This window comes from Chryseobacterium sp. WG14, assembly GCF_024586945.1.
GTDB lineage: Bacteria > Bacteroidota > Bacteroidia > Flavobacteriales > Weeksellaceae > Chryseobacterium.
In genome coordinates, this window is the sequence record NZ_JALCZD010000001.1 from 524,462 (window position 1) to 540,190 (window position 15,729).

Consider the following 15,729-nt stretch of genomic DNA (forward strand, 5'->3'; position numbering starts at 1 on the left):
TTCTGAAAAAGTAAAAAGAAAAATAAATCTAATATTAAAATCTGGCATCTAATGTCTAATAACAAAAGAATTTTCGTAGAAAAGAGAGGAATTTTCGATGTGGAAAGTCCAAAAATTTTTGATGAAGTAAAAGCGGTTGTTCCGGCGGTTCAAAGCGTGAAAGTGTACAATGTGTATGATATTTTCAACTTGAATAACGGAGAATTTGAAAAAGTAGTGAATAATACTTTTGTAGACCCTGTTACTGATATTTTACACACAGAAAACCCTGCAAAATCGATTCATTTTGGAATGGAATTTTTACCGGGCCAGTATGATCAGAGAGCAGATTCTGCACAACAGTGTATTGCATTATTGACGGAAAATGAAAAGTCAAAAGTACGAAGTGGTAAACTGATCGAGTTTGAAGGAGTTTCAGAAGCTGATCTGGTGAAGATCAAAGACCTTTTGATCAATAAAGTAGAATCTCAGGAAAAAGACCTGTCTATACTGAATATCCCTGCAGATGAACTCCCGTCAAAAGTTTTAATTCACGAAAATTTTATCAATTTCAATGATGCTGAGCTGGAGGGTTTCTATAACAACCATGGTTTTGCACTGGGATTGGATGACTTGAAATTTATTCAGGATTATTTTAAAACAGAACAGAGAAACCCTACAGAAACCGAACTGAAAGTATTAGACACCTATTGGAGTGACCACTGCCGTCACACTACGTTTGAAACAGAATTGTCAGACATTCAGTTTGAAGGCCAGTTCAAACATACATTGGAAACTATTTTCAATGACTATATCGAAAAAAGAAAATTCTTAGGCCGGGAGCTGAAGCCAATCTCTTTAATGGATCTGGCAACAGTATGCGGTAAATATTTCCATAAAACAGGTAACCTGGATAACCTCGTAATCTCGGATGAGATTAATGCATGTACCATCCAGATTGAAGCCGAATACGACGGTAAAAAAGAACCGTGGTATTTACTGTTTAAAAATGAAACCCACAACCACCCAACAGAAATTGAACCTTTTGGAGGAGCTTCTACATGTCTGGGAGGAGCAATCAGGGACCCATTGTCCGGAAGATCATATGTATTCCAGGCGATGAGGTTAACGGGAGCTGCAGACGTATTGGAGCCGGTAGATAAAACCTTACCGGGGAAATTGCCTCAAAAAACAATTACAAAACAGGCTGCCAACGGATATTCATCGTATGGGAACCAGATTGGTCTGGCGACTACTATGGTTTCTGAGATTTATGATGAAGGCTATAAAGCAAAAAGAATGGAGGTTGGTTTCGTTACCGGAGCCGTTCCTGTAGACTGGGTAAGACGTGAAAAACCAGCTAATGGAGATTCTATCATCATTTTAGGAGGTGCAACAGGTCGTGACGGTGTTGGGGGAGCCAGTGGAAGTTCAAAAGAACAGGATGAAACCTCTATTCACACCATGAGTTCTGAAGTTCAGAAAGGAAATGCCGTTGAAGAACGTAAAATCCAGAGATTATTCAGAAATCAGGAAGTAACAAAGCTGATCAAAAAATCAAATGACTTTGGAGCAGGAGGAGTTTCCGTGGCTATCGGTGAAATTGCAGACTCCTTAGAAGTAAACCTGGATGTATTACCATTAAAATATGAAGGATTAAACGGAACAGAACTTGCCATATCCGAATCTCAGGAAAGAATGGCCGTTGTAGTGGATCCAAAAGATAAAGAACAGTTCATTACATTCTGTGAAGCAGAGAACATTGTTGCTGTAGAAGTGGCAAAAGTAACCGATTCAGGGAGAATGCAGATGTTCTGGAAAGGAGATAAAATTGTTGACCTTTCAAGAGAATTCCTTGATACCAACGGATGTTCAAAATCTCAGGAGGTAAAAATTAACCACCTTGAAGAAGTAAAAGTAGACGCTAAGGCTTTCACAGAAGAGAACTTCCTGAATATCCTAAAAGATAAAAACGTAGCCTCTCAGAAAGGATTACTGGAAATGTTTGATTCTTCAATAGGAGGAACTACCGTAGCGATGCCTTTAGGAGGAAAATATCAGCAGACTTTAATGGAAGGAAGTGTTCAGACGCTGCCGATTCTGGGAGCAAAAGATATTAAAACCGTTTCTTTGGCAAGCTGGGGATTCGATGCTGGAATTTCAAAACAAAACTCATTATTGGGAGCATCTTATGCTGTAGTAGAAAGTGTTGCAAAGATTGTGGCTATGGGTGGAGATTATAAGAATATCAGACTTAGTTTCCAGGAATATTTTGAAAAATTGGGTCAGAGCCCTGAAAAATGGGGTAAACCTTTAGCTTCCCTATTGGGTGCCTATGACGCTCAGATCAACCTTGGTTTAGCAGCCATCGGAGGAAAGGATTCTATGAGTGGAACCTATCAGGATCTGAATGTTCCGCCTACATTGATCTCTTTTGCTTGTGCTAACGGGGAAAAACAGAATATCATCTCTCCTGAATTGAAAAATGCAGGAAATAAACTGTACTTCTTCAACCATATTCCACAGGAAAGTGGTCTTCCGGACTATAACAGCTTAAAAGAAGCTTTTGAATTTATTTTTGAAAATATCAAAGCCGGAAAAATTGTTTCTGTGAAAACAGTGAAAGAAGGTGGTATTGCAGTAGCCTTAGCAAAAATGAGCTTTGGAAACAGATTGGGTGCTGAAATTAATGCTGATGAAAAAGCTTTATTAGCAAAAAATATCGGTAGCCTGATTATTGAAGCAAAGGAAGAGCTAAGCTCAGCAACTCTTCAATTGATTGGAGAAGTAAAAGATTCCGGAATGGTAAAGATTAATAATCTTGAATCTGACATCCTGAATCTTGTGTCCGTTTATACAAATACTTTCGAAAACCTTTTCCCGACTGTAGAAAAAGAAAAGATAACGGTTGAAATAGATGAGAAATCAAACTCAGTCAACCCAAGAAATATCATCATTAAAAAACACGGAATTGCACAACCGAAAGTGTTTGCTCCGGTGTTCCCCGGAACCAACTGTGAGTATGACACGCTGAATGCATTCCAGAAAGAAGGGGCTGTTGTGAACAGTTTACCGCTGATCAATATCAACCATCAGCTGCTGGAAGAAAGCATTGATGCCTGGGTAGAAGAAATAAGAACATCTCAGATTTTAGCGTTCTCAGGAGGCTTCTCCGCAGGTGACGAACCGGACGGTTCTGCAAAATTCATCGTAAACGTTCTGAAAAACGAGAAAATGAAAAATGCAGTTCACGAGTTATTAGACAGAGATGGAATGATCATCGGAATCTGTAACGGATTCCAGGCTTTGGTTAAATCCGGATTGTTACCATACGGAAGAATTAAGGATCTGGATGAAAATTCTCCGACATTGGCTCACAATGCCATCAGAAGACATATTTCTCAGATGGTAACTGTAAAAGTAGTGAATGATGAAAGCCCATGGTTAAAAGGAATGAAAGATCAGATCTTTACCATCCCTATTTCTCACGGAGAAGGTCGTTTCATGGCTTCAGAAGAAGAAATCAAAAAGCTTTATGAAAATGGACAGGTAGCAACCCAGTACATAGATTTTGATGGAAACATCGCCCATGGTATGCCATTTAACCCTAATAATTCATTATTCGGAATTGAAGGAGTTACCAGCCCATGTGGAAAGATCTACGGAAGAATGGGACACCCGGAACGTTTTACCGATGGCCTCATGAAAAACATACCCACTGCGAATTATCACAATATATTCAAAAACGGTGTTGAATACTTCAAATAACAATACAAGAAAAATGATCGTCATCAATGGCGGTCATTTTTCGTCTTTAGCAGGATTCTATGAGGAGGTCTCAGGTATTCTGATGAGAGATGCCGATTGGAAAGTAGGTACACTCGACGGTTTTAATGATGTCCTGCATGGTGGTTTTGGCGTATTTGAATATAAGGAAGAAATAGAAATCGTCTGGAAAGAATCGGAAAAATCAAGAGAAGACCTGGGCCTGGAAGCAACTGAGGAATTTTATGAAAATAAAATCAGACAGGGAAAACCTTTCAATATAAAACTCGCCCAGGAAAAGCTAAAGGACTTAAGAGAAGGAAAAGGACAAACCTTGTTTGAAATTCTGGTGGAAATTATAGAGTCGCATGGGGATATTAGATTGAGGTTAGGTTGATGAATTATGAGTTAAGAGTTAAGAGTTAAGAGTTAAGAGTTAAGAGTTATAAATGAGTAATGAGTAATGAGTAATGAGTGGAGGTTATAAGTAATGATTCGTTGTTTTCAGTATTTTCACGGTAGCTTCATCCAATCAACTTGTTGCTTCCTCTTAGCTCCCTGAAATCTAAAGAATCATAATAAAATCTTTGCGTCAAAAAATAAAGAAATGTACACCATTAAGAAAATAATTTTAAGGCAAGCTAAGGTTCATCAAAGATGAATTTATAGCGTCACTTAATAGATAACTTCAGCTATTCCCTTAACCACTTAAAATCTTAATGGTTAAAAAACTTCTTCAATATAATTTTATAAAAATCTCCCGCAGATTAAGCTAATCCAGCAGATTTTATCTTACTTTGAAAAATATTTGAAAAGCTGTAATAAGAAGCAAAATCAAAAATCAAAAGAATTAACTGAATGAAGAAAATAATATATGGACTGTTCTTTGGGGACAGTATAACATATGGAGAATATGATGGTGTTTTTGGAGGCTGGGTAGATATTTTAAAGCGATATGCCCTGCAAAAATTCCACGAAGGAAATGGTGATGAACTGATTTTATTCAATTTGGGAATCGGCGGCGAAACCACAGAAGGTTTATTGAAGCGAATGCCTGTAGAATTAAGTGCCAGAAATTCAGCAGATGGAAACCTGGTTTTCTTAAGTTACGGAGCTAATGACCTTGCCATAAAAGAAGGAGTACAGGTCGTAGAGCCTGAAAAATTTAAAAATAATATCATAGAAGCTGTTCAGCTTGCAAAACAGTTTTCCAGAGATATTTACCTGGTAAGTATTCTTCCCATTTCCAAAAATATAGATGGGGTAGAGGTAAACTCCGGGAAACTAAGGTCTAATGAGGAAGTGAGTGCCTATAACGAAATCCTTAAAGATATTGCAACAGCATACTCTTTAGGGTATATTGATTTTTATGCAGCGTTATTAGATGATAAAGAGGTCCTGCTTTCTGCAGACGGAGTTCATCCTAATGAGAAAGGCTACGGAATGATGGCTGAAATAGCCATACCAATCATTGAAAAATACTTATAATGCCTCATTTATTTTCTTACGGAACCCTGCAGAAAGAGCGGGTACAGCTTGAAACATTCGGACGGATTTTACAGGGAGAAGAAGATATTCTTTCCGGATACATACTGGGGATGATTAAAATTACAGATCCTGAAGTAGTGCGTAAAAGCGGAGAGAAATTCCACCCTGTTTTAACCCTTTCCGGAAATGAAGAAGACCACGTGGAAGGTATCCTTTTTGAAGTTACAGAAGAAGAAATTCTTCAGGCTGATGAATATGAAGTGGATGATTATAAAAGAATTGAAACCGTTTTCAAATCAGGCAAGAAAGGATTTATTTATGTGGGAAAATAAAAAATGATACGGAATCAATATCAATAGAAACGGGCTTCAGCCTGTTTTTTTAATTGCCCATTTCAATTGGCTTTAGCCAAAACATAAAAATCCAACCCCGAAAACCCCTGTTGACATACTGTTGTCACAACCCAACGTTATCTTTGATCGTAATAAAAAATATTGAAGAATGAACAATGTAAAAACAGAACCTTGCCAGGTTATCGGTATTGCGGTAAGAACAACTAATGAAAATAATCAGGCAGCGGCAGATATCGGGGTACTATGGGAAAAGTTTATGAAAGAAAGTATCCCGGATGCCATTCCGGATAAAATGGATACTACGGTTTATGCAATCTACACAGATTATGAAAAAGATCATACAAAACCTTATACCACAGTTCTTGGATGTAAGGTGAAAAATCTTGATCATATTCCTGACGGAATGGTGGGGTATTCTTTTAACGGGGGAAATTATGTGAAATTTACAGCAAAGGGAGATCTTACAAAAGATCTGGTCATCAATCAATGGCTAAAAATCTGGGAAATGGATCTGGGGAGAGCTTTTACTGCTGATTTTGAGGTGTATGGAGAAAAAGCACAGAATCCTTCAGATGCAGAAGTGGATATTTTTATTGCGGTAAAGTAGGAGAGTTGCAAATTTATAAAAAGCTTCCTTTCTTCTCTCAGCTAAAAATATACTTCCAGTAAACAAGAACCCCAACAATTACAGAAGCTATAGCCAGCAGTAGTACAGCCCCGGCAGCAATATCTTTAATAAAGCCTATTCTTTGATCAAAATCAGGTTGGATGATATCACAGATCCTTTCAATGGCGGTATTGAAAATTTCAGCACTTAAAACAGCAAATGAAAGAAAAATAACAATGGCTGCATCGGTGGCGGACAGGTGTAAATAAAAGGTGAAAAATAAGTTGGCAAAAAAGGCCAGCAGTTCAATCTGAAAATTCCTCTCCGTTTTGATCATTAAAAAGACTCCATGGAAAGCATTCAGAAAACTTTTATGAATAGGAGGCTTTTGCATGAGTGGTTACTTTTTTAACAAAGATAGGTTTTGTATTTTGATTGTTGCAGATAATCTGTTATATTTGAGAGAAGATAGTAGCGATAGGAAGAAATAATTTGTATAATGTGAGTTTTCCCGTTAATAGTGATGTTTTTAAAGAATGTAGGGACTACAGCTTGTGCTTTTGAAGCGGAAATAAAGGCAGCAGAAATCAGGTATAATGTCAGCTCTGGAAACAGATTGTTGATGTTTGTTAAAAACTCCTAGAGATTATTTTTTTCTTTGTTATATCTATTTATTATATTTGTAGAAACTTATTTTTAAATCTATGAAATTTATTATTTCAAGTGGTGAACTGCAGAAGGCTTTGCAAACTGTAAGTGGCGTAATATCAAGCTCTCAATCGAGACCTATTTTAGAAAATTATCTTTTTGAACTAGACGGAAATAATGTTACCATTACAGCATCTGATGGCGAGACAACTCTTGTTACTTCTTTAGACGTAAAGTCTGATGATACAGGTAAATTTGCTGTTCCTGCTAAAATTTTTCAGGATTTTATCAAGACCTATGGCGAACAGCCTTTAACATTTGCCGTAAAGGACAATGCTGAAGGAACCGGAAGCCAGCTTGAGATTTTAGATGAAAAAGACAACTTTGCAGTAGCATTAGACAATGCGGATGATTATCCTGAATTGCCGGAATTTGATGCTTCTCAAAATGTAACAATGCCAGCGGGAGTATTATCTGAAGCCCTTACCAATACACTTTTTGCAACAAGTAATGATTCTCTTCGTCCGGTAATGACGGGAGTTCTTTTCCAGTTTGGAGAAAATGAAACGAATTTCGTTTCTACAGATTCTCACAGATTGGTTGTTTATAAAAGAACAGACCTGATGAATGCCGAACCTATGGAATTCATCATGCCTAAAAAACCTTTGAACATTTTCAAAAATATCCTGGCAAGCTCTAATGAAGACGTTAAAATCGACTTCAATGAGAATATGGCCAAGTTTACTTTTGATAAACATATCTGGATCTGCAGACTGATCGACGGAAAATATCCAAACTATACCGCGGTAATTCCAAAAGAAAATCCAAATGTATTGACGATCAACAGAAACCTTTTGCTTGGAGCTATCAAAAGAGCATCTATCATGTCTAATAAATCTACCAACCAGGTAAGATTTAAGCTTTCGGGAAACATCCTTCACCTTCATGCAGAAGATACAGAGTATGCAAACAAAGCAGATATGCAGATTCCTTGTGACTACAACGGTGAAGATATCAATATCGGGTTCAGTTCTAAGTTTTTAACTGAAATGCTGACAATTCTTGGTTCTGATGATGTAACGATGAAAATGTCTCAGCCAAACAGACCGGGTATCATTGAGCCCCTTGATGGACTTGAAGAAAACGAAAATATCTTAATGTTATCAATGCCGGTAATCGGATTGTAAAACAGAGATTAAAATACATCAGTAAAAGCCGGAATTTTCCGGCTTTTATTTTTTCCATAAACAAAAGGATCATAAAGAATATCTAAACGCCAGCTTAAAAAGGATCAACAAAGTTGATTCCATCTTTGCTCCCCTAAAATATACATGTGGCTATTAAACCTTTGCGTTTAAAAAACACTAATTACACAAAAGTCACGAAATTGACATAAAAATCACAAACAAGATTGTCATAAATAGATCATTGTAAAAAATATTGGGATCATTTACATTTAGAAACTTTATTTTTTCCGAAGTTTATACTTATCTTTTACCATCCTTAAACAGATAATTGTCCTCTTTAATTATGGAAGTAGAAATACAGACCTATCATACCTCCGTTTTCCCTGCAAAATTTTCCACTGAAAATTATACTGTTGTTGTATGGAAAGGTGATGGAGTCTACTCTGTAGATGATATCAATTACCCATATAAAGGCTATACCATTTTATTTCTTTCACCTTACCAAAAGCTGAAACTGGCATCAGAGTCCGATGAAGAGGTTTCTGTGCTTTTCTTTCATGGGGATTACTACTGCATAGAGTATCATAAAGAAGAAGTGGCCTGCAATGGGCTTCTTTTCAATACTATTTATCTGAATCCGGGGATAGAACTGATCAAAGAGAGCTACGAATATATTCTGGAACTTTTTAACCATATAAAAAGAGAAAATTCTGAAAATCATCAGTTTTCAAAATCAATTATCAAAACCTATATACAGCTTATTCTTGCCATAGGAAGTAAACAGAAAAATACAGTCAGTAACAGATCCGTTTCCAACGAAAAGCTTCCTAACAAAAATGCAGTAGCATTTCAGAAACTGCTGGAGTCTTACTTCAGACATGAAAAGGAACTTTCATTTTACAGTGACCAACTTAATATTACCAATAATATTTTAAGCAAAGCGGTTAAAAAAGAATTTGCTAAAACACCCAGCCAGCTTATTAATGAAAGAATTATTCTGGAATCCAAAAAGCTTCTTCACCTGACGTATCGGTCTGTTAAAGAAATTGCTTCAGAGCTGGGATTCAGTGATGAATTCTACTTCAGCAGGTATTTCAAAAAATCGGTGGGATGTTCTCCCAAAAAGTACAGAGAGAAGGTAGGGATTTCCATAGTGGCAAAAATGTCCATGTAATGTCCTCAAATATCTATTCCCGGGAGGTTTGTATCTGAATACTTTTGTAAGAAAAAGTAAATCATATGCAGAACAGCAGATTATTCGCGTATTTATTAAAGCTGGACGTTTATTCTTTCAATTTTCTGAGAATTTCAATATTCATCGTGATGGCCTGGATTGGCGGACTTAAGGCATTCCATTACGAGGCCGACGGTATTGTTCCGTTTGTTGCAAACAGTCCCTTCATGAGTTTTCTCTATAAAAATGCGGGAAATAAAGTTCTTAATGAAGATCAGAAACAGGTTTCCGAATATACTTTATATAAAACCCCGGAAGGGAAAACGGTACAGAAAAATATAGAATGGCATATGCAGAACGGAACTTATGTATTTTCATATGGCTTGGGAACAATGATTGTAATCATTGGAAGCTTAGTACTGCTTGGTATCTGGTTTCCCAAAACAGGAGCTTTGGGAGGCGGCCTCACCTTTCTGATGTCCTTGGTGACTCTGTCATTTTTAGTCACCACTCCAGAAGCCTATGTTCCTGACCTTGGCGGAGATTTTCCTACTCCTCAATATGGATTTCCTTATCTGTCGGGAGCAGGCCGTTTGGTAATAAAAGATGTTATCATGATGGCAGCGGGGCTCTTATTGTTTTCAGACAGTTTAAAAAAGGTGGTTAAATCGCCGAATGATAGGAACTCAATATTGTGATTGGGGGCTGAGAATCTTTTAACTAAAGTAAGACCTGACGCCTGAGCCGTTTCCTTACCCTCTGAAAGTGGAATTAACGAAAATTTATTATCTTAAAGTTGATTCTAAATTTCTGTATTTCTCAAAAAAACACGACATTTGTACGCTTAAAACTGTACGGCTATAATCGTGCAAAATTCAAATAAATTTTTGAAAATATACTCAGGTGAAACCATTAAGGGAGCGTCTGACTTTAGAAAAAATAAAATTATCAGATGAAAATATCAAACAACTGGCTGAGAGACTTTGTGAAAACGGAATTAAAAACTGAAAGAATCGGTGAGTTTCTTACAGATATAGGTCTTGAAGTTGAAGGGATAGATAAATTTGAAAGTGTAAAAGGCAGTCTTGAGGGAATTGTTGTAGGGAAAGTGTTAACCTGCGAAAAACATCCTAATGCTGATAAACTAAACAAAACTACAGTAGATGTAGGAAACGGAAAAGTATTGAACATTGTTTGTGGGGCTCCGAATGTGGCAGCAGGACAAACAGTGCCGGTAGCTGTAGCAGGAACTAAAATCTATGATAAAACCGGAAGCTTTTTTGAAATCAAAGAAGCAAAGATCAGAGGCGAAGTTTCTCAGGGTATGATTTGTGCAGAAGATGAGCTTGGCCTTAGCGAAGATCACGGAGGGATCATGGTATTGGATGAAACGAAATATGAAGTAGGTAAGAACTTTGCAGATTATTTTGAGCTTGCTAATGATGAGGTTTTTGAAATCGGCTTAACACCGAACAGAACGGATGCAATGTCTCACTACGGGGTAGCAAGAGACCTTCATGCTTATCTTTCTACGAATCAGCTGAAATCTCAGTTTAATAAAGTTGCTTCTGAAGCTTTAAATAATGAAGGGACAAATGATTTCAGTCTGGTCATTGAAGATGCCGAATTATGCCCAAGATATATCGGAGCCGTGATTGAAGATGTAAAAGTAGAAGAATCTCCGGCTTGGTTAAAAGACAGGTTGAAGGCTATCGGATTAAGCCCGATCAATAATGTTGTAGATATTACAAATTATATTCTTCATGGATATGGGCAGCCGCTTCACGCATTTGATGCCGATAAAATTGCCGATAAAAAAGTGAAGGTAGGAGTAGTAAAAGGAGGAACAAAGTTCACCACATTAGACGGAGTGGAAAGAACCCTGAACGGTACTGAAATCATGATCAAAGACGGTAAAGACACTCCAATGTGTATTGCCGGTGTTTTCGGTGGTGCTACTTCAGGAGTGTCTGATGCTACCAAAACCATATTCCTTGAAAGTGCATACTTCAATCCGATTGCAGTAAGAAAAGGTGCAAAATTACACAGTTTAAATACCGATGCTTCTTTCAGATTTGAAAGAGGAGTAGATCCTAATATTACAAGAACAGCAATCACTCACGCTATAAAATTAATTCAGGAACTGGCAGGAGGAAAACTGGCAGGTGATTTGTTGGAAGAATATCCTAAGAAAATTGAGGATAGCTATGTGATCATTAGATTCTCTAAGATTGAGCAGATTTTAGGAACAAAAATTCACAGAGAAAAAGTAAAAGAAATCTTAAAAGCATTGGAAATCCAGGTTTTAAATGAAATTCCTAACGGTTTTGAAATCTCAGTACCGGCTTACAGAGCTGACGTAACAAGAGAGATTGACGTTATTGAAGAAATTTTAAGAATCTATGGATATAATAAAATTGATGCTCCGCAAAAGATTTCATTTACCCCTGTAAAATTAAGCGCAAACGATCAGGATGAGCTGGAAAACAGCTGGGCAAGAACTTTACAGAGCCTTGGTTTCAACGAAGTAATGAATAATTCACTGACTTCTGTAAAAGATGAAACTGATGCTGTAAAGCTGTTGAATCCTTTAAGTGGGGACTTGGCATTCATGAGAAAATCTTTATTGGAAGGGCTTCTTGAAAATGCTGTTTACAATATCAACAGAAAAAATCAGGATATTAAATTCTTCGAATTCGGAAAGATCTACCATAAAAAAGATAAGTACGAAGAGAGAAAGCAGCTGGCAATCCTGGTAACAGGAAGAGATGTTGCAGAAAACTGGCTACAGCCTAAATCTGCGGTAAGTTTCTACAATCTTAAAGCATATGTAAAAGTTTTATTAGAAAGACTTGCGGTAAACTATAAAGAAGTGCCTTTAACTGACGGAAGGTTCTCTGATGCTTTAGCGTATGAAGCAGATGGAAAAACTTTAGTAAGAATTGGAAAAGTAGCGCCCGCATTGTTGAAAGACTCAGATATCGATCAGGAATGTTTCTATGCTGAAATTGAACTGGAATGGGCTCAGGAATTACGTTCTAAGAATGAGCTGAAGTTTAAGGACATTCCAAAATTCAATAAGATCAGAAGAGACCTTGCCTTACTGATTGATAAAAATATAAGCTACGAAGAATTATACCAGACAGCAAAAAAGAATAAATCTCCATTTATCAAAGGAATTAACTTATTCGATGTCTATGAAGGTAAGAATCTTCCGGAAGGTAAAAAATCTTATGCCATGAGCTTTGAGCTTTTAAATGAAGTAAAAACGCTGGAAGAAAAAGAAATTACAGAAGTAATGGATTCTTTGATCAAATCTTTCCAGAAAGAATTCAATGCTGAATTGAGATCTTAATTGTAAGAAAAATAATTTATATATACAAAACGGGCTTTAAGCCCGTTTTTTTTATTGTACCCCGGAAAGAATTGCAATAGTACTGTAGCTAGAAGATCCCGGAAAATATCTCAGATATCAACTGTTAATGAATAATAAAATTCACCGCAATCCGTTTAAATAATATAAAATCCGTAAATTTGATTAATTCAAAAAGAAAAAAATGAAAAATCTTTTTTTAAGTATATGTACAGCAGCAGTATTGGCGTCATGTGGAACCATGACCAGCCCTTCCGCTTCTAAAGTAGGAAAAGCCCAGCCGGCTCTTGCCAATACAAAATGGACACTGGCTGACAATGTAAAAGGTAAAATTCCCACACTGAATATTGAAGGAGAAAAGATCACCGGGAATGCGGGTTGTAATAATTACTTTGGAACAGCTACAGTAGATCCGTCTTCAGGGGGATTCACTGCAGGCCAGATGGGATCTACAAAAATGATGTGTACCAACATCAGTGTAGAGCAGAACTTTATGGATATGATGTCGAAAGCAAACAAATATGTAATTTCAGGAAATACCTTAGAATTATATAAAGACAATCTTTTATTATTGAAATTCAATAAAACAGAATAAAAAACAAAAGGAACTCAATTGAGTTCCTTTTTTATGCTTAGATTGTTATTAATCTTCCTCTTCTTCGTCGTACTTAGCCAACTCTTCATCGCACCATTTGAATGCTGCTTCTACCACTTTCGTAGCCTCGTCTGCCATAGTTTCTTCATCGTCACCCTCAAGATCATCTAACCACTCAACTTCTTCTTCCTCAACGTTTAAGATAAATCTTGGATATTCTGTATGAACTACGAATAAATCTTCTGGAAATTCCGAATTATCTGCTAATAAAAACTTTGGTAATTTCATTTTTTTAATGTTTTAACTTGTTCAAAGATAAATAAAATTATTGACTTAAAATGAGTTCAAAAACATTTTTGAAACTTTTTCAGCTTTTTTACTCTCAGAATAATCGTAAAAGCCTTCCCCCGATTTTACGCCCAGTTTCCCGGCCATTACCATGTTTACAAGCAGTGGGTTAGGAGCATATTTAGGATTTTTGAAACCATCATACATGACATTAAGGATGGCAAGACATACATCAAGCCCGATAAAATCCGCTAATTGAAGTGGCCCCATAGGATGTGCCATACCTAATTTCATTACCGTATCAATTTCTGCTACTCCGGCTACACCGTTGTAAAGAGTTTCAATAGACTCGTTAATCATAGGCATCAAAATTCTGTTGGCCACAAAACCAGGATAATCATTTACCTCTACAGGAACCTTACCTAACGACTGGCTCATTTCATAGATCGCATCAAAAGTTTCCTTAGAAGTAGAATAGCCTTTAATGATCTCTACCAGTTTCATAATAGGAACCGGATTCATAAAGTGCATTCCAATGACTTTATCCGCTCTCTTGGTAGCGGCTGCAATTTTAGTGATGGAAATGGAAGAAGTATTGGTAGCCAGAATGCAGTCTGCAGGCGCAAGCTCATCCATCTGACCGAAGATCTTTAATTTTAGATCAAGGTTTTCTGTAGCCGCTTCTACCACAAGGTCAGCTGCTCCTACCGCATCGTTAAGTGCTGTAAAAGTACTGATATTTCCTAATGTTTCCGCTTTTTGTTCCTCAGTAAGGTTTCCCTTTGCAATTATCCTGTCAAGATTCGTAGTAATGGTTTTTAATCCCCTGTCTAAAGCTTCCTGCGATACATCTACCAGGTTTACTTTAAAACCGCTTTGTGCAAAAGTATGTGCAATACCATTCCCCATGGTTCCTGCTCCTATAACTACAATGTTTTTGATCATTTTTCCTTATTTTTTATAGATAGTTAGATTTTTAGTATTGATGTCCTGTTGTTTTACTGTAATTTCTGAGTCAAAATTTACAATACCATTGCTTTTTTGCTCTCTTCTGTTGTTTTGATTGGAAACAGTAGCCATAAGGCCTCTTATAAGGCGGCTTTTTTGATTGACACTAAGATAATCGGTACCTACGTACACATTAAACTCACCTTCCCTTCCCATACCACCCTGTATCAATATTTCCAGAGATTTTATCTGGTTTTTTTTCTTAAACTCTTTGAGATAACTGATGACAGGCTTCTCAGAAGGGGGCCCACAACAGACACTCGCATAGCCAATCTGTAGATAGTTTTGATTCTTCTGCGAGTAAAAGAATGTGACACAAAACAGGGCTGCTGTTACTATTATTTTTTTCATGTTAAATTGACTCTAAAAATAAGCTTAATATTTTATTTATTAAAATGATCCCAAACCTCCTTTGAAATGTCTGAAATTATTTTGCAGTTTACAGCATCTGTTTCCATTGAATTGCTTACAAATACAGCGAGTGCATAATGTTTGCCATTCCGTAAAGTGATGATTCCAATTTCATTTTCTGCACCCGTTAAGCCTTCTTTATTTTTCCCGGAAGCTCCGGTTTTTCTTGCCACAGGAGTATTTTTGGGAAGCTGTTCAACCATTTTATTTAATCCGGTTGAGGTGGAGAGCATCACCTTCATCAGGTAATCCGTAGATTTTTTTGACAACAGTTTTCCATCATAAAACTTTTTCAGAACATCCACTGCCGAATTGGGTGTACTGTAATTTTCATACTGAACATTCCAGTTCTTATGCATTTCCGCTTCATTATATTTGATTTGAAAACCCTTTATCCCTTTAGAGTCCATGAATTTTTGCATGGTTTGAGTACCACCCAGTAATTTCAACATGATATCACAGCCATTATTGTCACTTCTGGCCACTGTAAATTCAAGAATTTCACTTAGGGAAACTTCAACATTTCCATTGGGGTATTTATCGCGAAGAGGAGACCAGGTGTCTTCCAGTAAATTGGATGTATCCAGTAAAACTTTCTGATTCAGGGAAAGTGTTCCCTGATCTACAAGATTCAAAATAGCTGTTGCAATGTGAAATTTGAAGACACTCTGCATTGGAAATTTTTGATCCCCATATTGATTATACCTGAATGTATTCTCAAAATCAAGAACAGAAACTCCTACCGTAGCATTTTTACCTTTGGTAATAGTGCTTATTCTTTGGTCAAATATTGATTTTTGTGCTGATATAAATACCGAAATAAAGAGAAAAATAAATGCTATTTTTTTCATTG

General features: G+C 36.8%; 15 protein-coding genes. 10 read left to right on the plus strand and 5 right to left on the minus strand.

Annotated features, from left to right (window positions below; all coding sequences use genetic code 11):
* The first annotated feature begins 51 nt into the window (after nt 1-51).
* From MP478_RS02250 to MP478_RS02270, 5 genes are all read left to right on the plus strand, one after another.
* Nucleotides 52-3,747: a phosphoribosylformylglycinamidine synthase gene (locus MP478_RS02250; RefSeq protein ID WP_257199464.1), complete on the plus strand. Its 3,696-nt coding sequence runs from the start codon at nt 52-54 to the stop codon at nt 3,745-3,747.
* Complete coding sequence (locus tag MP478_RS02255; RefSeq protein ID WP_257199465.1) at nt 3,728-4,141, plus strand: ribonuclease inhibitor; 414 nt, start codon at nt 3,728-3,730, stop codon at nt 4,139-4,141. Before MP478_RS02250 ends, MP478_RS02255 begins: the two co-directional genes overlap by 20 nt.
* Nucleotides 4,142-4,602: 461 nt before the next feature.
* A complete protein-coding gene (locus tag MP478_RS02260) occupies nt 4,603-5,232 on the plus strand; it encodes a GDSL-type esterase/lipase family protein (RefSeq protein WP_257199466.1) in 630 nt (209 codons plus the stop codon).
* Nucleotides 5,232-5,564 carry a gamma-glutamylcyclotransferase family protein gene (locus MP478_RS02265; protein ID WP_257199467.1) on the plus strand — a complete coding sequence of 111 codons (333 nt, stop codon included), beginning with the start codon at nt 5,232-5,234 and terminating at the stop codon, nt 5,562-5,564. The genes MP478_RS02260 and MP478_RS02265 overlap by 1 nt, the downstream gene beginning before the upstream one ends.
* 169 nt (nt 5,565-5,733) lie before the next feature.
* Entirely contained in the window at nt 5,734-6,192 is a 459-nt protein-coding gene (locus MP478_RS02270) for a GyrI-like domain-containing protein (RefSeq protein ID WP_257199468.1), read from the plus strand.
* A 37-nt stretch (nt 6,193-6,229) separates the two neighbouring features.
* Here MP478_RS02270 and MP478_RS02275 read toward each other — a convergent pair whose 3' ends face one another.
* A complete protein-coding gene (locus tag MP478_RS02275; protein ID WP_257199469.1) occupies nt 6,230-6,586 on the minus strand; it encodes a diacylglycerol kinase family protein in 357 nt (118 codons plus the stop codon).
* Nucleotides 6,587-6,896: 310 nt separating this feature from the next.
* Here MP478_RS02275 and dnaN point away from each other — a divergent pair, with 310 nt between their 5' ends.
* From dnaN to MP478_RS02300, 5 genes are all read left to right on the plus strand, one after another.
* Nucleotides 6,897-8,027, plus strand: coding sequence for a DNA polymerase III subunit beta (gene dnaN / locus MP478_RS02280; protein WP_230041237.1), 1,131 nt, complete (start codon nt 6,897-6,899; stop codon nt 8,025-8,027).
* A gap of 343 nt (nt 8,028-8,370) precedes the next feature.
* On the plus strand, nt 8,371-9,201 hold the full coding sequence (locus MP478_RS02285) for a response regulator transcription factor (protein ID WP_257199470.1): 831 nt from the start codon (nt 8,371-8,373) through the stop codon (nt 9,199-9,201).
* Nucleotides 9,202-9,266: 65 nt separating this feature from the next.
* Nucleotides 9,267-9,899, plus strand: a complete 633-nt coding sequence (locus tag MP478_RS02290) for a YkgB family protein (protein ID WP_257199471.1) — start codon at nt 9,267-9,269, stop codon at nt 9,897-9,899.
* A 254-nt stretch (nt 9,900-10,153) separates the two neighbouring features.
* Nucleotides 10,154-12,556, plus strand: coding sequence for a phenylalanine--tRNA ligase subunit beta (gene pheT, locus MP478_RS02295; RefSeq protein WP_257199472.1), 2,403 nt, complete (start codon nt 10,154-10,156; stop codon nt 12,554-12,556).
* Between the two features lie 202 nt (nt 12,557-12,758).
* Complete coding sequence (locus MP478_RS02300; RefSeq protein WP_230041239.1) at nt 12,759-13,169, plus strand: META domain-containing protein; 411 nt, start codon at nt 12,759-12,761, stop codon at nt 13,167-13,169.
* 48 nt (nt 13,170-13,217) lie between these two features.
* Here MP478_RS02300 and MP478_RS02305 read toward each other — a convergent pair whose 3' ends face one another.
* From MP478_RS02305 to bla-A, 4 genes are read right to left on the minus strand one after another with little or no spacing between them, the layout of a single operon-like run.
* The gene (locus tag MP478_RS02305) at nt 13,218-13,457 is read right to left on the minus strand and encodes a hypothetical protein (RefSeq protein WP_002977986.1); all 240 of its coding nucleotides are present in this window, start codon (nt 13,455-13,457) and stop codon (nt 13,218-13,220) included.
* A 45-nt stretch (nt 13,458-13,502) separates the two neighbouring features.
* Nucleotides 13,503-14,399, minus strand: coding sequence for a 3-hydroxybutyryl-CoA dehydrogenase (locus MP478_RS02310; protein WP_257199564.1), 897 nt, complete (start codon nt 14,397-14,399; stop codon nt 13,503-13,505).
* A gap of 9 nt (nt 14,400-14,408) precedes the next feature.
* The gene (locus MP478_RS02315) at nt 14,409-14,816 is read right to left on the minus strand and encodes a hypothetical protein (protein WP_257199473.1); all 408 of its coding nucleotides are present in this window, start codon (nt 14,814-14,816) and stop codon (nt 14,409-14,411) included.
* Nucleotides 14,817-14,848: 32 nt separating this feature from the next.
* Complete coding sequence (gene bla-A, locus MP478_RS02320; protein WP_257199474.1) at nt 14,849-15,727, minus strand: CGA/CIA family class A beta-lactamase; 879 nt, start codon at nt 15,725-15,727, stop codon at nt 14,849-14,851.
* Between the last annotated feature and the right edge of the window lie 2 nt (nt 15,728-15,729).